At 73.5% G+C, this 18,252-nt stretch carries 19 protein-coding genes; 11 read left to right on the plus strand and 8 right to left on the minus strand.

Translation table 11 applies throughout. The features are described from left to right. Nucleotides 1-268 precede the first annotated feature (268 nt). The 3 genes from V6V16_RS26635 to V6V16_RS26645 all read left to right on the plus strand — a co-directional run bounded on the left by V6V16_RS26635 (nucleotide 269) and on the right by V6V16_RS26645 (nucleotide 3,335). The gene (locus tag V6V16_RS26635) at nucleotides 269-664 is read left to right on the plus strand and encodes a hypothetical protein (protein ID WP_334566452.1); all 396 of its coding nucleotides are present in this window, start codon (nucleotides 269-271) and stop codon (nucleotides 662-664) included. Nucleotides 665-737: 73 nt separating this feature from the next. Continuing rightward, the gene (locus V6V16_RS26640) at nucleotides 738-1,772 is read left to right on the plus strand and encodes a mechanosensitive ion channel family protein (protein ID WP_334566455.1); all 1,035 of its coding nucleotides are present in this window, start codon (nucleotides 738-740) and stop codon (nucleotides 1,770-1,772) included. A gap of 204 nt (nucleotides 1,773-1,976) precedes the next feature. Next, the gene (locus V6V16_RS26645) at nucleotides 1,977-3,335 is read left to right on the plus strand and encodes an MFS transporter (protein WP_334566457.1); all 1,359 of its coding nucleotides are present in this window, start codon (nucleotides 1,977-1,979) and stop codon (nucleotides 3,333-3,335) included. A 42-nt stretch (nucleotides 3,336-3,377) separates the two neighbouring features. Here the strand turns inward: V6V16_RS26645 and V6V16_RS26650 are convergent, their stop codons facing one another. The 3 genes from V6V16_RS26650 to V6V16_RS26660 form a co-directional block, all read right to left on the minus strand. Further along, on the minus strand, nucleotides 3,378-3,512 hold the full coding sequence (locus V6V16_RS26650) for a hypothetical protein (RefSeq protein ID WP_334566460.1): 135 nt from the start codon (nucleotides 3,510-3,512) through the stop codon (nucleotides 3,378-3,380). Then, entirely contained in the window at nucleotides 3,509-4,222 is a 714-nt protein-coding gene (locus V6V16_RS26655; protein ID WP_334566462.1) for a hypothetical protein, read from the minus strand. Before V6V16_RS26655 ends, V6V16_RS26650 begins: the two co-directional genes overlap by 4 nt. A gap of 207 nt (nucleotides 4,223-4,429) precedes the next feature. Beyond that, nucleotides 4,430-5,191, minus strand: coding sequence for a FadR/GntR family transcriptional regulator (locus V6V16_RS26660; protein WP_334566465.1), 762 nt, complete (start codon nucleotides 5,189-5,191; stop codon nucleotides 4,430-4,432). Between the two features lie 145 nt (nucleotides 5,192-5,336). Here V6V16_RS26660 and V6V16_RS26665 point away from each other — a divergent pair, with 145 nt between their 5' ends. The 8 genes from V6V16_RS26665 (at nucleotide 5,337) to V6V16_RS26700 (ending at nucleotide 13,022) form a co-directional block, all read left to right on the plus strand. Next, nucleotides 5,337-6,626, plus strand: coding sequence for an ABC transporter substrate-binding protein (locus V6V16_RS26665; protein WP_334566467.1), 1,290 nt, complete (start codon nucleotides 5,337-5,339; stop codon nucleotides 6,624-6,626). A 78-nt stretch (nucleotides 6,627-6,704) separates the two neighbouring features. Then, the gene (locus V6V16_RS26670) at nucleotides 6,705-7,655 is read left to right on the plus strand and encodes a carbohydrate ABC transporter permease (protein WP_334566469.1); all 951 of its coding nucleotides are present in this window, start codon (nucleotides 6,705-6,707) and stop codon (nucleotides 7,653-7,655) included. Next, nucleotides 7,652-8,467 carry a carbohydrate ABC transporter permease gene (locus tag V6V16_RS26675; protein ID WP_334566470.1) on the plus strand — a complete coding sequence of 272 codons (816 nt, stop codon included), beginning with the start codon at nucleotides 7,652-7,654 and terminating at the stop codon, nucleotides 8,465-8,467. The genes V6V16_RS26670 and V6V16_RS26675 overlap by 4 nt, the downstream gene beginning before the upstream one ends. 7 nt (nucleotides 8,468-8,474) lie before the next feature. Next, a complete protein-coding gene (gene dgoD, locus V6V16_RS26680) occupies nucleotides 8,475-9,623 on the plus strand; it encodes a galactonate dehydratase (RefSeq protein ID WP_334566473.1) in 1,149 nt (382 codons plus the stop codon). A 4-nt stretch (nucleotides 9,624-9,627) separates the two neighbouring features. Continuing rightward, entirely contained in the window at nucleotides 9,628-10,266 is a 639-nt protein-coding gene (locus tag V6V16_RS26685) for a bifunctional 4-hydroxy-2-oxoglutarate aldolase/2-dehydro-3-deoxy-phosphogluconate aldolase (protein ID WP_334566475.1), read from the plus strand. Further along, entirely contained in the window at nucleotides 10,263-11,216 is a 954-nt protein-coding gene (locus V6V16_RS26690) for a sugar kinase (protein ID WP_334566477.1), read from the plus strand. The genes V6V16_RS26685 and V6V16_RS26690 overlap by 4 nt, the downstream gene beginning before the upstream one ends. Next, on the plus strand, nucleotides 11,213-12,478 hold the full coding sequence (manD, locus tag V6V16_RS26695) for a D-mannonate dehydratase ManD (RefSeq protein WP_334566493.1): 1,266 nt from the start codon (nucleotides 11,213-11,215) through the stop codon (nucleotides 12,476-12,478). Before V6V16_RS26690 ends, manD begins: the two co-directional genes overlap by 4 nt. After that, entirely contained in the window at nucleotides 12,468-13,022 is a 555-nt protein-coding gene (locus tag V6V16_RS26700; RefSeq protein ID WP_334566479.1) for a gluconokinase, read from the plus strand. The genes manD and V6V16_RS26700 overlap by 11 nt, the downstream gene beginning before the upstream one ends. 34 nt (nucleotides 13,023-13,056) lie before the next feature. Here the strand turns inward: V6V16_RS26700 and V6V16_RS26705 are convergent, their stop codons facing one another. From V6V16_RS26705 to V6V16_RS26725, 5 genes are all read right to left on the minus strand, one after another. Then, on the minus strand, nucleotides 13,057-13,464 hold the full coding sequence (locus V6V16_RS26705; protein WP_334566481.1) for a YchJ family protein: 408 nt from the start codon (nucleotides 13,462-13,464) through the stop codon (nucleotides 13,057-13,059). A gap of 63 nt (nucleotides 13,465-13,527) precedes the next feature. Continuing rightward, the gene (locus V6V16_RS26710; protein WP_334566483.1) at nucleotides 13,528-14,559 is read right to left on the minus strand and encodes a methyltransferase; all 1,032 of its coding nucleotides are present in this window, start codon (nucleotides 14,557-14,559) and stop codon (nucleotides 13,528-13,530) included. Beyond that, the gene (locus V6V16_RS26715) at nucleotides 14,556-15,734 is read right to left on the minus strand and encodes an aminotransferase class V-fold PLP-dependent enzyme (RefSeq protein ID WP_334566485.1); all 1,179 of its coding nucleotides are present in this window, start codon (nucleotides 15,732-15,734) and stop codon (nucleotides 14,556-14,558) included. The genes V6V16_RS26710 and V6V16_RS26715 overlap by 4 nt, the downstream gene beginning before the upstream one ends. After that, nucleotides 15,731-17,032 (minus strand): tryptophan 2,3-dioxygenase family protein, encoded by a 1,302-nt coding sequence (locus tag V6V16_RS26720; protein ID WP_334566487.1) that lies wholly within the window; start codon nucleotides 17,030-17,032, stop codon nucleotides 15,731-15,733. The genes V6V16_RS26715 and V6V16_RS26720 overlap by 4 nt, the downstream gene beginning before the upstream one ends. Before the next feature lie 62 nt (nucleotides 17,033-17,094). Then, nucleotides 17,095-17,799, minus strand: coding sequence for a tryptophan 2,3-dioxygenase family protein (locus V6V16_RS26725; protein WP_334566490.1), 705 nt, complete (start codon nucleotides 17,797-17,799; stop codon nucleotides 17,095-17,097). Between the last annotated feature and the right edge of the window lie 453 nt (nucleotides 17,800-18,252).

Genomic DNA, 18,252 nt, shown 5'->3' on the forward strand with positions numbered 1-18,252 from the left:
GGGGCGCCCGGGCACCGGGTGCGAGGACGGCGGACAGCGCCTCCGCCGAGGGTACGAAGACCGACGGGGCCGGCCCGCCCCGGTGTGGCAGAGCTCCCCCACGGCCGCCGCCGGCACCGGGCACCTCACCAGCGCCGGAGCGGGCCCCGTCTTCGTCGGGCCGGCGGGCGGGGAGGTGCGGTTCGGGCCGGGCGTGCCGGCGGTGCCCCCGTCGGCGCCCGCGTGGCCGACGGCGACGGCGCCGCGGCGGCGCCCGGGGTGGCGGATCGTGGTCTCAGTGCTTTCCACCCTGCTGACGGTCGCGCTGCTCGCCGCCGTCGGTCTGCTGCTGTGGCAGCGCATCAGCCCGCTGGAGCTGACCGGGGTGACGGTGGCGGTTCCCCGGCCGGCGGGGGACCGCTGCGACGTCACCGTGGACGTGGTGGCCACGGTGACGACCAACGGTCGGGCGGGGGTGGTCCGCTACCAGTGGCTGCGCTCCGGCAGCGCCCCCGGCAGCCTGCTGACCGAGCGCATCGGGCGTGGGCAGCGCACCGTCGAGCTGACGCTGCGCTGGGCCTTCAGCGGCGTGGGCACCACGACCGAGACCGCCACGGTCAACGTCACCTCCCCGTCCCCGGTACAGGCACAGGCCCCGGTCTCCTACGACTGCCGGCGTCGCTGACCCGGGTGTTTCCCCCGTCGCCGCCACGGGTAGGTCGGGCTCGACGAACCGGACGCGGTGTGGAGGAATTCCGATGAGAGAGCGCTTCGGCGACGCGGTGGGGGACACCCTCCGGTCCGTGCTGCTGTTCCTGCCGAAGGCCGTCGCCTTCGTGGCCATCCTGGTGGTCGGTTGGCTGATCGCCAAGGCCGTGCTGAAGGTCGTCGACAAGGTGCTGGAGCGGGTCGGCTTCGACCGCGCCGTCGAGCGCGGCGGGATCCGCCGGGCCCTGGCCCGTTCCCGCTACGACGCCAGCGACATCGTCGCCCGGCTCGCCTACTACGGGGTGCTGCTGGTGACCCTCCAGCTGGCCTTCGGGATCTGGGGCCCCAACCCGATCTCGGACCTGATCGCCGGGGTGATCGCCTGGCTGCCCCGCGCCTTCGTCGCGATCGTCATCGTCGTGGTCGCCGCGGCCATCGCCAACGCGGTGAAGGACATCGTCAGCGGCGCCCTGGGCGGGCTGTCGTACGGTCGGTTCCTGGCCACCCTGGCCTCGGCGTTCATCCTCGGCCTGGGCGTGATCGCCGCGCTCAACCAGATCGGCGTGGCCACCGCGGTCACCACCCCGGTGCTGGTAGCCGTGCTGGCGACCGTCGGCGGCATCCTCGTCGTCGGGGTCGGTGGTGGGCTGGTCCGTCCCATGCAGAGCCGTTGGGAGTCGTGGCTGACCCGGGCCGAGCAGGAGTCGCGGCTGATCGCCACCCACGCCCGCGCCTACCAGGCCGGTCGCCGCGACAGCGAGGCCCATCTCGTCGGCACGCCGGGCGACGGTGCCCCGGCGCCCGGCGTCGACCCGGAGGCCACCCAGGTCGTCTCCGCGCCGCGCGTTGGCGTCGACCCGGAGGCCACCCAGGTGGTCTCCGCCCGGCGCGCCGACGCCGACCCGGACACGACCCAGGTGGTGCCCGGCCCGCGCCTCGACGCCGACCCGACCGTGCCGGTGCCGCGCCAGGGCGACCCGGAGGCGACCCAGGTCGTCGCGCACCCCGTCCCGGCCCGCCCGGCCGGCGACGACAGCGAGGCCACCATGGTCATCCCGCCGGTGGACGAGCCGCGCCGCCGCTGACCACGCGCGCGCCGTCGGGGGGTGGGATCCGGCCGGATCCCACCCCCCGACGGCCGTCCGGCGAACGGGCGTGACCGCCCGGGCCGGCGCGACTACCATCGCCGGCATGACGTGGCGATGTTGACGCACTGCTAGGGGCCACTGCCGTGGGCCGCCACGGTCGCCGTACGTCCGGCGCCCGTTTCGTCCCCACAGGAAGGTCCCATGACTGTCCACCCTTCGCGCGTGCCCGACCCGCGGGTCCGCCGCCTCGCGGCGACCCTCTACGGGTACGCGTTCCTCGGCGAGTTCGTCCTGCTCTACCCGCTGTACGCGCTGCTGTTCAGCGACACCGGCCTGTCGGTGTGGCAGATCTCGTCGCTGTTCGTGATCTGGTCGGCCGCCAGCATCCTGCTGGAGGTGCCCTCCGGCGCGTTCGCCGACGCGGTCTCCCGACGGCTGCTGCTCTGCCTCGCGCCGTTGGTCACCGCCGCCGGCTTCGCCCTCTGGGTGCTGCTGCCCTCCTACCCGGCCTTCGCCGTCGGGTTCGTGCTCTGGGGCGCCGGCGGGGCGCTCGCGTCGGGGGCGCTGGAGGCGCTGCTCTTCACCGAGCTCGACCGGCTCGACGCCGCCGGCCGGTACGCCCGGGTGATCGGCCGGGCGAAGACGGCCGAGACGCTCGGTGTGCTCGCCTCGATCCTGCTGGCGGGCCCGGTGTTCGCCCTCGGCGGCTATCCGGCCGTCGGCGCGGCGAGCGTGCTCGCCTGCCTGCTCGCCGCCGCCGTCGCGACCCGCCTCCCGGAACACCGCCACCCCGCGCCCGCCACCGCCGCGCCGGCCGAGGCTGCCTCCGCCACCGCCGCGCCGGCCGAGCCCGCCACCGCCGTGCCCGGCGGCGTCCTGGTCGACGGAGGATCCGGGCGGGGCGGGCTCGCCGTCGGGCCGGACCACGACGAGGAGCCCGGCTGGTGGGCGAGCCTGCGGTCGGGGCTCGCCGAGGCCCACGCCGACCGGAGCGTCCGCGCGGCGGTGCTGCTGGTGGCCGTGGTCGCGGCGGTCTGGGGGGCGCTGGACGAGTACACCCCGCTGCTGGCCCGGGACACCGGCGTCGACGAGGCGACCGTGCCGCTGCTGCTCCTGCTCACCTGGCTCGGGGTGGGCGCGGGCGGGCTGCTGGCCCCGGCGGGGGAGCGGCTGACCTCCCGTGGGTACGCCGGGCTGCTGGCGGCGTCCGCCGTGGCCCTGGCCGTCGGGGCGCTGCTCGCCCGGCCGGCGGGCTTCGTGCTGGTCGCGGCCGCGTTCTGCGGCTTCCAGCTCGCCACCGTGCTCGCCGACGCCCGATTGCAGGCCCGGATCACCGGCGGCAGCCGGGCCACCGTGACGTCGCTGGCCGGCATGGCGACCGACGCGACGATCATCGCGGTCTACGGCGGGTACGGCCTGCTCGCCACCGGGGCCGGCAACGGGATGGCCTTCGCGGTGGCCGCGGTGCCGTACCTGATCGTGGCGCTGCTCCTGGCGACCCGCGCCGGCCGTCCCGCCCGCCGCCGGCCGCGGCGGGCGACCGCCGGACCCGCCGGCTGACGCGGGCCCGGCGGCGGTCGCCCCGGACCGCCGCCGGGCCCGTCAGCCGCCGAGATGCGGGAAGGAGCACTGGTGCCGTCCGGGGGCGGGCTCGGCGGCGGCGAAGCCGATCGCACGGAGGAACTCCGTGGCCACGCCCAGGTCGCGCACCGGCAGGTTCACGGACGTCGTGCTCATCCGGCCTCCCCCTCCAGCAGTTCCTTGAGCGCGGCGAGCCGGTCCCGCCAGTACGCCTTCAGCCGCGCCGCCTGCTCCGGCCCGGTCAGCTTCTCGTGCTGCACCGACACCCGGGACTTCGCCGCGCCCAGGCCCTGGAAGCCGACCACGAGCCGGGTCGGGCCGTCGGCCCAGTCGGCCCGGAACGTCCGTGCGGCGGTGGCCGTGCGGACCCGGACCATGGCGTCGGGCAGCCACCGGCGGCGCAGCGTCTCGTCGGCGAAGGCGTCGAAGAGCCGTTGCACCGGTACGTGCACCGTCCGGCTGCCGGCGGCGGAGAAGTCGCCCCCGCGCCGCTGGCCGGGGGCGCGCAGGCCCCGCGTCTGCTCGTAGCCGACGGTGAGGGTCTGGGCCCACCAGCCCGGCAACTCGTGCGCGGCGACCAGCCAGCGGGCGATCTCGGTGTGCGTACGCCCGGTGGCGCCCCAGGCGTCGAGGAGGCCGAACCACCCGTCCCAGCCGCGGCCGGTGCGTTCGCGGAGCAGCGCGTCGGAGATCCGTCCGGTCTGTCCGGCGGTGCCCGCCGCGGGCGTCGGGGCGCCGGGCGGCGCGGCCGCCGGCCCGACCTCGGCCGGCCGGGCGGCGAGGTGACGGCGGGCGGCGGTGTAGCTCTCGCCCGTCTTCACCATGCGGGCCCGGACCCGGGTCTTGAACGACTTGTGACGCGTCATCACATGCTCCCTGTCGACGGCGCGGGTCGCAGGGACCCACGCTCCCGTCGACCGCGCCGGAGAGGGCATGTGGCACGGCGCCCCGAGAGCGCGAGGCTCCCTTTGCCTCCGCGACGCCGGTGGCGTGAGCACCGGAAAGGAGGTGAGGCGCGGGACGGCGCCGCCACCAGCATACGCCCCTGCCCAGCGGGCGTTGGGGGCGCGCGGTCAGGCGCCGGCGACCTCGCCGGTCTGCTCCCAGATCGAACTCATCTCGTCGAAGGCCTGCTCCATGAGCTGCACCATGGCCCGGCGGGCGCGCTCGCCGTCGCGCCGCTGGATCGCCTGGGCGACCTCCGCGTGCAGTTGCAGGGCCTGCTCGTGCGGGTGGTGCGGCATGAGGTGGTGCTGGTGCCGGCCCGTGAGCACCTCCGCGATCAGGTCCTGCAACCGGACGAACATCTCGTTGCCGGAGGCGACCAGGATCCGTCGGTGGAACTCTATGTCGAGCTGGAGGAAGCGCTCCTCGTCGCCGGCCTTGCCGGCGGCCCACATCTTGGCCGCGAGCCCGACGAGGTCGCTGGCCTCGTCGTGGCCCACCCGGCTGGCGGCGAGCCAGGCGGCGTGCGGCTCGACGGCGGTGCGCAGCTCAGTGATCGAGCGGAGCTGGACGATGCGCCCGGCCGAGGCGAGCCGCCAGCGGATCACCTGCGGATCGAAGACGTTCCAGGCGTCCGGTGGGCGGATCATGACCCCGACGCGGCGCCGGGTCTCGATGAAGCCGATCGAGGCGAGCACCCGGAGCACCTCGCGGACGACCGAGCGGGACACGGCGTACCGCTCCACCAGGTCGTCGATGTTGAGCACCGACCCGGGCGCCAGCTCGCCGCCGCAGATGGCGGTGCCGAGGCGTTCGAGGACGCGTGCGTGCAGCCCCGCCTCGACAGGGGCGAGCTGGGCGGCTACAGCCCCCGGGGAGGACGATTCCACGCGATGGAGCATATCAGTTAGGTGTACCCCTTGTATAAGTCTGCTTTTTCGACCTAGCATCTCGAAGTTAAGCGGATGTAAACCGCGAGGTGGCAGCCCTCCCGACGGGTCGGCGGCCACGGCCACGGCATAAGGAGAGTTGGACGTGAGACGTCGATCAGTTATCGGGACTTCCCTGGCGATGGTCGTCGCCCTCGGCCTGTCCGCCTGCGGTGGCGGCGGGGACGACGCCGGCGGCTCGAACACCGTTCGGGTGACGCTGGTGAACCACGTCTGGACGGAGAACATCAAGAAGGCCCTGCCGGAGTTCGAGAAGCAGTCGGGCCTGAAGGTGGAGGTCACCCAGCTCGGTGAGGACCAGCTCTCCGACCAGTACAACGTCAAGCTGAACGCCGGGTCCACGGACCTGGACGTGATGATGTACCGGCCGCTGCAGGAGGGGAAGCTGTTCGCCAAGAACAAGTACCTCGCCGACCTGACCGAGAAGAGCAAGTCGGACAGCGCGTTCGAGATCGCCGACTTCCAGTCCGGCCCGGTGCAGGCCACGACGTACGAGGACAAGGTGGTCGGCGTGCCGATCATCACCGAGCAGGAGGTCCTCTACTACCGCAAGGACCTGCTGGAGAAGTCAGGCTTCACCGCCCCGCCGAAGTCCCTCGACGAGCTCAAGGCGCAGGCGGCCAAGGTCGAGGCGGACAACCCCGGCGTGGCCGGCTTCGTCTCGCGCACCGGCAAGGCCGCCGCGGTCACCCAGTTCTCCAGCTTCCTCTACAGCTTCGGCGGCGACTTCGTCGACGCCAACGGCAAGGCCGCGGTGAACTCGGAGCAGGCCAAGCAGGCGTACGCCTACTACGGCGGGCTGCTGCGCGAGCACGGGCCGGAGAACATCAGCACCGACATGAGCTGGTCCGAGGCCATGGCGATCTTCACCCAGGGCAAGGCGGCCTTCTACACCGAGGCCAACTCGCTCTACAAGAACGCCACCGACCCGGCCAAGTCGAAGGTCTCCCAGACCGTCGGGTTCGCGGCCTTCCCGGCCGGCCCGGCCGGCTCGAAGCCGTACAACATCCCCTCCTGGGCGCTGGGCGTCAACGAGTCGTCCAAGAACCAGGACAACGCCTGGAAGTTCATCCAGTGGGCGGCCGGCAAGGAGCAGGCGCTGGCGCAGCAGAAGGCCGGCGTCCCCAGCGCCCGCACGTCCGTCTGGGAGAACCCCGAGGGCGCGGCGACCTACCCGAAGGACCTCGCCGAGGCCACCACGGTCAGCACCGCCAACGGCGTCGGCCACGACCGGCCGCTGGTCGAGAAGGTCGCCCAGGCGCGGGAGATCGTCGGTCAGCCGATCGTCGACGCGATCACCGGCAAGGACCCGGCCGCCTCGGCGGACGCGGCCAACGAGGCGTTCCAGAAGTTCCTCGACGACGAGGCGAAGTAGCCCGAAGCGCAGGTGGCGGAGCCGCTCGGCTCCGCCACCCCGCGTCGGGACGCTGGCCCTGACCCACCCGGAGACCTGATGTCAGCCCTCACCACACCAGTCAAGAGATCGCCCGAGGCCCGTCCTGCGTCCCCGGAGACGTCGGGCTGGTCGCGCTGGGCCAACGAGCACCGCAAGTGGCTCTTCGCGGCACCCGCCATGTTGTTCGTCGCCGTGCTGATCGTCTTCCCGGTCGCCTGGACCGGCTACCTGAGCCTGACCGACGCCGAGGGTTCGGTGCGCGCCGAGAGCCAGTTCATCGGCCTGCAGAACTACCTCGACGTGCTCCGCGACACCGACCGGTTCTGGCCGGCCGTCTGGCGTACCGGGCTCTTCACCGGGGTCGTGCTCTTCTTCGAGGTCGTCCTCGGCATGGCGATCGCCCTGCTGCTGTGGCGGCCGTTCCGCGGCGAGAAGTGGGTCCGCGTCGCGATCCTCCTGCCGCTGGTGGCCACGCCGGTCGCGGTCGGCATGATGTGGCGGCTGATCTTCGATCCCAACATCGGGATGGCCAACCAGGTGCTCGGCTGGTTCGGCGTCGGCCCCCAGCCCTGGCTGGCCGGGCAGAGCTCGGCCCTGCCCACGACGATGTTCATCGACATCTGGCAGTGGACGCCGATGGTGGTGCTGATCCTGCTCGCGGGCCTGACGTCGCTCTCCGACGAGCCGCAGGAGGCCGCGCTGATCGACGGCGCCAGCACCTGGCAGCGGTTCCGGCACGTCACGCTGCCGCTGCTGATGCCCACCGTGATCGTCGCCATCCTGCTGCGCGGCATCGACGCCCTGAAGACGTTCGACATCCTCTACGCCACCAAGGGGCGCGGCGGCGGGTCGTTCCACGAGGTGGAGACCCTCAACGTCTACGCCTACGGGCTCAGCTTCGACTACAACGACTACGGCGTCTCATCGACCGTCCTCATCATCTTCTTCCTGATCATCATCGGGGTGATGTGGGCCCTGACCTACCGCAAGAAGGGGCTGGACCGATGAAGCTGCGCAGGCCGTACAAGATCTTCCGGACGGTGGCCCTCGTCCTCGTCGTGCTGTCGCTGATCGCGCCGCTGGTCTGGATGGTCGCCGCGTCGCTGAAGACGAACGTCGACATCTACGACACCGACAAGGCGTTCGTCTTCTCCCCGACGTTGGACAACTACTCCAACGTCCTCCAGCAGGCCAACTACGTCCAGTTCATCGGCAACAGCCTCTGGGTGGCGCTCGCCGCCACCGTGCTCTCGCTCCTGCTCGGCGTGCCCGCCGCGTACTCGATGAGCCGCTTCAACATGAAGAAGTCGGCGCTCGTCGTGTTGATGGCGCGGGTCATCCCCGGCGTCTCGCTGCTGGTGCCCTGGTACTACGTCTTCTCGAACCTGCAGATGGTCGGCGGGTTCACCGTGCTGATCCTCAGCCACATGTTCGTGTCGCTGCCGCTGATCGTCTACATCATGATGGGCTACTTCGACGGCCTGCCGACCGAGCTCGAGGAGGCGGCGCTGGTCGACGGGCTGACCCACATCGGCGCGTTCCGCCGGATCACCCTGCCGCTGTCGGTGCCCGGCATCGCCACCGCCGGCATCCTGTCCTTCATCTTCTCCTGGAACAACTTCATGTTCGCCCTCGTGCTCTCCGGGGCGGACACCAAGACGCTCCCCGTGGCGATCTTCGACTTCGTCGGCTACGCCAGCATCGACTGGGGCGGCCTGATGGCGGCGGCCACCGTGGTGACCCTGCCGATCATGCTGATCGCCCTGTTCGTGCAGAAGTACGTCGTCTCCGGCCTGACCGCCGGCGCCACGAAGGGCTGAGGACAGCATGACCACGATCGAACGGGTGGAGACCTTCCTCGTCGCGCCGCGGTGGCTGTTCGTCCGGGTCGAGACGTCCTCCGGGATCGTCGGCTGGGGCGAGGCGACCTGCGAGGGCCGCTCGGAGACCGTCCGCACCGCCGTCGAGCAGCTCAGCGAGCTGCTCGTCGGCCGGGACGCGCTGCGCATCGAGGACCACTGGCAGGTCATGACGAAGGGCTCGTTCTACCGGGGCGGGCCGATCCTGGCCAGCGCCGTCGCCGGGCTCGACCAGGCGCTGTGGGACATCGCCGGCAAGCACTTCGGCGCGCCGGTGCACCAGCTGCTCGGCGGCCCGGTCCGGGACCGGATCCGGGTCTACGGCTGGGTCGGCGGCGACGAGCCCGGCGAGGTCCGCGACCAGATCGCCGCCGCCGTCGCCACGGGCCTGACCGCGGTGAAGATGAACGCCTCGGGCCGGATGAGCTCGGTGGCGTCCGTCGCCGAGATCGACGGCGTCGTGCAGCGGGTGGCCGCCGCCCGCGAGGTGCTCGGCGACGAGCGGGACGTGGCGGTCGACTTCCACGGCCGGTTCACCCTCGCCACCGCCCGCCGGGTCGCGCCGCTGCTGGAGCCGTACCGGCCGTTCTTCCTGGAGGAGCCGGTGGTGCCGGAGAACTCGCACCTCATCGGCGATTTCGTCCGCTCCACCACCACGCCGGTGTCGACGGGGGAGCGGCTCTACAACCGGCAGGAGTTCCTGCCGGTGCTCCAGGCCGGCATCGCGGTCGCCCAGCCGGACCTCTCGCACGCCGGCGGCATCACCGAGGTCCGCAAGATCGCCGCGCTGGCCGAGGTGTACGACGTGCAGCTCGCCCCGCACTGCCCGCTCGGGCCGATCGCGCTCGCCGCCTGCCTCCAGGTCGGCTTCGCCACGCCGAACTACCTGATCCAGGAACAGAGCATCGGCATCCACTACAACCTCGGCGCCGAGGTGCTCGACTACTGCCTCGACAAGACCCCGCTGACCTTCGTCGACGGGTACGTCGAGCGGCTCACGGCACCCGGCCTCGGCATCGAGATCGACGAGCACGCCGTACGGGCGGCGGACAAGCGCGGGCACGCCTGGCGCAGCCCGACGTGGCGCCACCTCGACGGCTCCTACGCGGAATGGTGATCACATGAGCGTCAACCTCACCGCCGAACTCACCGCCGCCCGCGTCCTCGCGATCATCCGCGGCACCGACACCGCCGCCGCCGTCGCGGCGGGCACCGCACTGCTCCAGGAGGGCGTACGCGTCGTCGAGGTGGCCCTCACCACGCCGGACGCCCTGCAGGCGATCGAGGCGCTGCGCGCGGTCGCCCCCGCCGGCTCCCTGGTCGGCGCCGGCACGGTGCTCACCACCGCCGACGTCGCCGACGTGGCCGCCGCGGGCGCGCAGTTCGTGGTCACGCCCGCCGTGGTCGAGTCGATCGCCGAGGCGGCCCGGCGCGGCCTCCCGGTCGCCGCCGGGGCGCTCACCCCGACCGAGGCGTACACCGCGACGCGGATGGGGGCCTCGGTGGTCAAGCTCTTCCCGGCGTCGGTCGGGGGCCCGGCGTACCTCAGGGCGGTGCGCGACCCTTTCCCCGACATCCCGTTCGTCGCGGTCGGCGGCGTCGGCCCCGACGACGTGCCCGGCTACTTCCGGGCCGGCGCGATCGCGGTCGGCCTCGGCGGGCCCCTGGTCGGCGACGCCGCCTCCGGCGGCGACCTGGACGCGCTGCGGTCGCGGGCGCGCACCTACCTCGCCGCCGTGCGGGAGCTGAGCGGATCATGACCGCGCCGGACCTGCTCACGGTCGGCGAGGCCCTGGTGTCGCTGCGCTCGGCCGGCCCGCTCGCCGCCGGGGGAGCGCTGACCATGCACCTCGCCGGCGCGGAGTCCAACGTGGCGGTCGCGGTGGCCCGGCTGGGCCACCGCGCGGCCTGGGCCGGCCGGGTGGGCGCCGACGAGCTCGGCGAGTACGTGCTGCGTCAGCTGCGCGCCGAGGGCGTCGCCGTCGACGGCGTGACGCGCGACCCGGACCGGCCGACCGGCCTGATGTTCCTGGAGCGACGCACCGCCGACCTGACCCGGGTGCAGTACCACCGGGCCGGCTCGGCCGGCTCCGCGCTCGACGTCGACGACCTGCGGGCCCCGCTGGCCGCCGGGGCACGGGCGCTGCACCTGAGCGGGATCACCCCGGCGCTCTCCGACACCGCCCGCGCGGCCACCCGGTGGGCGGCCGAGGCCGCCGTCGCCGCCGGCATCCCGGTCTGCCTCGACGTGAACCACCGTGACCGGCTCTGGTCCCGCGACGCCGCCCGCGAGGTGCTCACCCCGCTGGCGGGGTACGCCTCGGTCGTCATCGCCTCCGCCGACGAGTTGGACCTCGTCGGCGAGCCCGGGGCCGACGAGTCCACCGTGGTGGCCGAGCTGCTGCGGCGGGGCGTGCGGACCGTCCTGGTCAAGTTGGGCTCCGACGGCGCCCGCGCGCACACCCGCGACGGGGTCGAGCGGGTCGGCGCGCTGAGCGTGACCGCCGTCGACGCCGTCGGCGCCGGGGACGCGTTCACCGCCGGCTACCTGTCCGGCTGGTTCGACGGGCTCGACCTGGCCGGTCGGCTGCGCCGGGCGGCCACCCTCGGCGCCTTCGCGGTCTCCAGCCCGGGCGACTGGGAAGGCCTGCCGCGCCGCGCCGAACTGTCCCTCCTCGACGGGCACGAGGCCGGAGACGTCCTCCGCTGACCGCCGAGCACCCCGAAGAAGAAAGGCATCCCGTGAAGATCGTCGCCGCCGACGTCATCGTCTCCAGCCCCGACCGCAACTTCGTCACCCTGAAGATCACCACCGACGACGGCCTCACCGGACTGGGCGACGGCACCCTCAACGGGCGGGAACTCTCCGTCGCCTCGTACCTGCGCGACCACGTCGTGCCGCTGCTGATCGGCCGCGACGCGCACCGCATCGAGGATGCCTGGCAGTTCCTCTACCGCTCGGCGTACTGGCGTCGGGGGCCGGTGACCATGGCCGCCATCGCGGCGGTCGACGTGGCCCTGTGGGACATCAAGGCCAAGGCCGCCGGCATGCCGCTCTACCAGCTGCTCGGCGGGGCGTCGCGCACCGGGATCATGGCCTACGGGCACGCCTCCGGCCGCGACCTGCCGGAGCTGTTCGACTCGATCCGCCGGCACCTCGAACAGGGCTACCGCTCGATCCGGGTGCAGACCTCGGTGCCGGGCATCAACGCCGTGTACGGGGTCGCCAGCCAGCCCAGCGCCGACGGCAAGCGGTACGACTACGAGCCGGCGCAGCGCATCCCGCTGCCGGCCGAGGAGGACTGGGACACCCGCTCCTACCTGCGGCACCTGCCGGGCGTGTTCGAGGCGGTCCGCAACGAGTTCGGCCCGGAGCTGCCGCTGCTGCACGACGGCCACCACCGGATGACCCCGATCCAGGCCGCCAAGCTCGGCAAGGCGCTGGAGCCGTACGACCTGTTCTGGCTGGAGGACTGCACCCCGGCGGAGAACCAGGAGGCGCTGCGGCTGGTCCGCCAGCACACCACCACGCCGCTGGCGATCGGCGAGGTCTTCAACACCGTCTGGGACTACCAGACGCTCATCCGCGAGCAGCTGATCGACTACGTCCGCTCCGCCGTCACCCACACCGGCGGCATCACGGCCATGCGCAAGCTGCTCGACTTCGCGGCCCAGTACCAGATCAAGTCCGGCATCCACGGCCCGACCGACATCTCGCCGGTGGGTATGGCCGCCGCGCTCCACCTGGACCTGGCGATCCACAACTTCGGCATCCAGGAGTACATGCGGCACGGCACGCTCACCAACGAGGTGTTCCGGCAGTCGTTCACCTTCACCGACGGCTACCTGCACCCGGGCGAGCAGCCCGGCCTCGGCGTCGAGCTGGACGAGGAGGCCGCCGCCCGGTTCCCGTACGTGCCGGCCTACCTGCCGTTCAACCGGCTCCAGGACGGCACGGTCCATGACTGGTGAGGGAGGCCCCGGGGCGACCCCGACGCGGCACGTGGTCGTGATGGGAGTCTCCGGGGCCGGGAAGACGACGGTGGCCCGGGGCATCGCCGCCCGGACCGGACTGACCTTCGCCGAGGCGGACGAGTTCCACTCGCCGGCGAACGTGGCCAGTATGCGGGCCGGCGTGCCGCTGGACGACGCCGCGCGCCAGCCGTGGCTGGGGGCGCTGGCCGGGTGGATGGCCGCCCGCGCCGCCGACGGCGTGTCGACGGTGCTGGCCTGCTCGGCGCTGCGCCTGTCCTACCGCGACGTGCTGCGCCACGGCCCGCCGAGCGTGGAGTTCGTCCACCTGGACGGGCCGGCCGAGGTGATCCGGGAGCGGATGGCCCGGCGCGCCGGGCACTACATGCCAGCGAGCCTGTTGGAGTCGCAGCTGGCCACCCTGGAGCGGCCCCGCCCGGACGAGTCGGTGCTGGTGCTCGACGTGTCGCTGACGCCGGACGAACTGGTCTCGGCGGCGGTGCGCCGGCTCGGGCTGCCGGTCGGGGTCGCCGCCAACGGGTGACCGTCGCCCGGTCGCGGCGCGCCGCGACCGGGCGTCACCCCGGCAGCCCGTCGAGGTAGACCCAGCGGCCGTCCTCGCGGACGAAGCGGCTGCGCTCGGTCTGTGTCCCCGGGCGGCCGCCGTCGCGGTGGTGGGCCCGGAACTCGACGGTGCCGGTGGCGTCGAGCAGCCCGCCCCGCTCGGTGTCGACGACCTCCAGGCCGGTCCAGCGCCGGCCCGCGTCCAGCTCCAGCCGGCGTGGCCGGGTCGAGGAGTGCCAGCTGCGCAGCAGGTAGCCGGTGTCGCCGAGCACGAACGCGGCGTACCGGGAGCGCATCAGCGCCTCGGCGGTCGCCGCCTCGGCCTCGCCCCGGTGCAGCCGCCCGCAACACCGCGGGTACGGCTGGCCGGAGCCGCAGGGGCAGGACCCGTCGCCCGCCCCGCGGCGGGGTCGCTTCACCACGGGCACATTCTCGCCGACGCCCCGCCGCGCGGAGCCGGCACCCCGCCCCCGGGGCGGGGTCGGTCACGCCCCGTCCGCCGGCTTGTACGCGCGGATCACCTCCCAGCCGCCGGGCAGCACGGCCACCCGGTCGAAGCCGACCTCCTTGAGCAGGCCGGTGTAGAACTCGACCTCCCGCAGCCGGCTGACGCAGCTGTCGACCCCGATCAGGAAGTAGCTCCAGAAGAACTGCATCGCCAGCCGGTCCGGGGTGCGGAACTCCTCGCAGATCAGCAGCATGCCGCCCGGTTCGAGCGCCGCGTACGCCTTCTCCACCAGCCGCCGGGCGACCTCGTTGGGCCAGTCGTGCAGTACCCGGACGAACGCCATGGCGTCGTAGCCCGACGGCAGCGGTTCGGCGAGGAAGTCGCCACCGACGAACCCCAGCCGACCGGCGTGCCCACGCCCGGCCCGGGTGGCCTCCACCAGCGGCGCCACGGCCGGCAGGTTGTACACGTCGGCGCGCAGGCCGGGGGCGTCGTCGAGGACGTGCGCGGCGAGCGTGCCGTCGCCGCCGCCGACGTCCAGCAGGCGCCGCCGGTCCGGCCAGAGCAGCTCGGCGTTGCGGTGCACCGCCTCGATGACCGGGCCGAGCCCGACGGCCATGCTGCGCTCGAAGGCGGCGGTCTGCTCGTCGGTCTTCGGCGGCCACGCGAAGTCGTCGTCGCCCATGCTGACCTCGCCGCGCAGGCTCTCGGTCAGCCGCCCGTGCAGCCGGCGCCACGGGTAGCGGTCCCGGTCGCGTTCGACGGCGTCCGGGCCGACGACCGCCGCGACGGCGTCGCGCAGGCCGGGCGCGGCGCGGTACGTGGCCGTCGTGATGTCGTCGTCCGGCTCGTCGCGCGCGACGACGCCCAGGCTCTCCAGGCAGTCGAGGAACTTGTAGAGCCGCAGGGGCCGCACGTCGAAGCGGGCGGCCAGCTCGCCGAGGCGGGCCGGCCCCGGCTCCAGCGCGTCGAGCAGCCCCAGGCCGAGCGCCGTCTCCAGCACGTCGATGGCCTTGGGCCCGTTGGCGAGCAGGCTCATCAACGCCCGCGGCGACAGGGTGACATTCACCGTTCCAGCTCCTCTTGCAGGGCGTCCATGAACGCGTCGATCTCGTCGAGGGTGTTGTAGACGTGCGGGCCGACCCGCAGGTAGCCCCGCCAGCTGCAGACCATGTCGCGGGCGACCAGCCGCCGCTTGACCGCCTCGCCGTCGGCGATGTCCAGGCACACGACGCCGCCGCGCCGGTGCGGTTCGGTCGGGCTGACCACCTCGATGCCGGCCGCGGCGGCCCGCTCCAGGATCCGCCCGGTGCAGGCCAGCGAGTGCCGTCGGATCGCGGGGAGGCCGACCCCGGCCAGCAGGTCCAGGCCGACCTGGGAGACCAGCGAGGTGAGGGGGAACGGGGTGCCGCCGGCGAAGCGCCGGGCGCCGGGCGCCCAGCCGGTGGACGGCTGGAACGTCAACGCCCGGTCGCCGGCCTGCCAGCCGGTCGCCGCCGGCTCCAGCTGCGCCGCCAGGCCGGGGCGCACGTAGAGGAAGGCCGTGCCGACGCCGCAGAGCCACTTGTGGGCGCCGCCGAGGACCACGTCGACCCCGAGCGCCGTCACGTCCAGCGGTACGACCCCGACGGTCTGGAAGGCGTCGACGACCACCAGGGCGCCGACGTCGTGGGCGTGCCGGACCAGCCGGGGCAGGTCGATGGTGGCCCCGGAGGAGAAGCTGGCGTGCGGTACGCACACCAGCAGGGTCCGCTCGTCGATCCGCGCCTCGAGGGCGTCCTCGTCGAAGCGGGGGCCCGCCGAGCCGACGACCTCCGGGCGCGCCCCGTAGCGGCGGAAGGCGTTCCAGATGAACGGCACGGTCGGGTACTCCAGGTCGGTGGTCACGACCCGGTCGCGCGGCGGGCGGTAGTCGAAACAGGACGCCACCCGGGCGAGCAGGGTGCTCAGGTTCGCGTCGGTGACCACGCTGCCCGGGGGCGCGCCGATGAGGGCGGCGACCGTGTCGGCGTACCGGTCGAGGCCGTCGTGCCAGCCCTGCCAGACCTCGTCGCGCCAGCCGCGCAGCGTCTCCCAGTAGCCGGTGAGCACGTGCTCCGCGCCCCTCGGCACCGCGCCGGTGGAGTTGTTGTTCAGGTAGACGCAGCTGTCCAGCACCGGGAACTCGGCGCGCAGGGCGGCGTGCGCGGCGGCGTCGAGGCATCCGGGCGAGTCGGGACCGGACGCGGTGTCGGTCCGGTTCATTCGGCCCCACCTCCGGCCGGCCCGCCCGGCGCCGGGGGAGGCGGGTCGTGGGGGACGGAGGTGAAGACCGGGATCGACCGCACGGCGGCGAGGTAGGGCGTGCCCTCGGTGTAGCCGGTGCCGGGGCGGGGGCCCAGCATTCGGGTCGCCAGCCGGTGGTGGGTGCGCCGCCACTGCACCACGGCGGCGGCGAACGCGGCCATCTCGCGTCGCACGAGGTCGTCGTCCGGCGGGGGGAGCAGGCCGTCGCGCGTCGCCGCCCGGAACGCCTCGTCGATCGAGGGCTGCCCGGCGTGCACCAGGTCGCGTACCTCCGGCACCTGCTCGTAGGCCGCCGACCCCAGCCGCGACCCCTCGGGGGTGCGGCACAGCGACTCCATCAGCTTGTAGGAGCGGGACTGGATCGCGCTCGCACCCTCGGTGAACTCCCGGAACGTGCGGAAGGCGTCCGGCTGCATGGTGGCCAGCAGCGAGAAGAGCGGCCCGGCGGCGGTGAGCTGCTCGCGGGCGTACGCCAGCCGCCCGGCGGCCGGCCGCGCGTGGCCGGCGGCCAGGGCCGCGATGGTGCCGCGCAGCTCGTCGGCGATCCCCGCGAAGAGGCATTCGTACGCCTGGAGCACCCGGATGAACAGGTACTCGTCGTGTGACACGTAGACCGGCAGCATGCTCAGCCGCAGGGCCAGTTCCCCGGCCGGGTCGGGGTCGGCGGCGAGGGCCCGCAGCGTCTGTGGTGTCGCCGCCGCGTCGACGGCTCCGGCCAGGCCGGCGCGCACGAGGGCGGGGGACGCGGCCCGGACGCCGAGCCGGCAGCGCTTGGCCACCACCTCCCGGCCCGGGCGCTGCTCGGGCAGCAGGCCGGTGGCGCCGGAGTCGGCGGCCAGCTCGAACGCCAGCGCGTCGGCGACCAGGCGGACGAGGAGCAGGTCACGGCCCCGACGGGCCTCCTCGGTGCCGGCCGCCGGCCCCTCGCCACCGCCCTGCCCCTCGCCGTCGCCGCGCCCCCGGTCGTCGTGCGGCAGCCGGAGCAGGCGCAGGCCCAGGTAGCTTCGGTAGTCGTACCGGCCGTCCCACTTGTCGAGCGCCACGTCGAGGAAGTCCACCAGCAGCCGGGCGTCGGGGTCCCCCGGAGGCGCCGAGGCCGTCACCTGCGACCGGGCCTGGTCGAGCAGGGCCAGCAGTTCCTTTTCCACGAAGTGCTTACCGACCCGGTGGAACTCCGCCAGCACGGGGGAGTAGGGGAAACTGTCGGGCCCAGCGGTGCCGGACAGCCAACTCGTCAGTTCACGCACGAACCGCACCTCGATATTTCGGCCGCGACACACGGGTAGGGGGATTGACAATTACTGGCGGGTGGGGATTGTTACGGCCGGCTGGCACGGGAACTGTCAACCGATCCGTCGGCGGGCTTCAGGCGGGTCTGCCACAGTTCGGGGAAGAACCGGTGCCCGATGAGCTTGGCGAGCATCGTCGCCTCGGCGCCGGCGGGAGCGTGGCCGCCGACGCGCAGGGCGGTCTGGTAGTGCCGCACCCGCCACAGCGACACCCGCTCGTCCCACTCCATCAGCGCCTCGGCGAGGCGGTGCACGGGGTCGGTCGGGTCCGGTCGGCCCAGCGTCGACAGGGTGATCCCCCGCGCGGCCAGGTGGTCGGTGAAGGCCCGTCCGAGCTGCCGGCTCGCGGCCTGTACCCGCCGCCAGCCGGGCGATTCGGCGCCGGATCCCTTGCCCAGCGCGGGCTGCATGGCCTTGAAGTCGGCCGGGGAGAGGTGGCCGAACATCTCGAGCTGGTCGGTGACCAGCCGGACCCCGAGGGTCGCCCGGGCCAGCAGCGGCTCGGCCGCCGCGGGCTCGCCGGCGCGTACCCGGGCGACCGCCTCGACCAGTTCGGCCCCGGCCAGCTTCAGCCACAGCTCGGTGGACTGGTGCACCACCTGGAAGAGCAACTCGTCGCGGTGGATCATCTCCTCCGGACGCCGTTGCAGGTCGAGCAGCGTGTCCGTACGCATGTAGCGCGCGTAGTCCGTGGCACCGTCGCCAGGCAGCACAGGTGAGTGGTCGCGCTTCACAAGAATTGTCCCTCCGGTTGACGTCGGCGCATCGGGAACCGACGGCGCGACAACGTGCGGCGGCCATTATGCAACGACGAAAGGCAATGTGTCACGCCCCGGTCGCCGACCGTGTCCGAATCCGGGAAAGGGGGATTTCCGCCGCTTTCTGCGTCGCTCAAAGCCGTTTTAATAGCACACCGATCGATCTCAGTCAATCGCGGTGGGCGGCTTACACATCACACCGGCGGGGCGGGGCGGGCCGGTGCTCCGGCGCTGGGCGCCGAGGCGGCCGGCCGGTCGAGGCGAGCGTCCCGCCGGTGGGGGTCGGCGGCGTCCGGGTCAGGGCGGGAGGGAAGGACGGACCCGTCGCCCGCCGGAGGGCGGCCGGGCGCCACCCACCGCGCGGGTGGGCGGGGCGGCCGGGAGCCGCCGCCGGGCGGTGGGCGGGGGCGGGCAGGGGGCCGGAGTCGG

It is taken from the genome of Micromonospora sp. CPCC 205561, from assembly GCF_036906775.1.
Lineage (GTDB): Bacteria > Actinomycetota > Actinomycetes > Mycobacteriales > Micromonosporaceae > Micromonospora.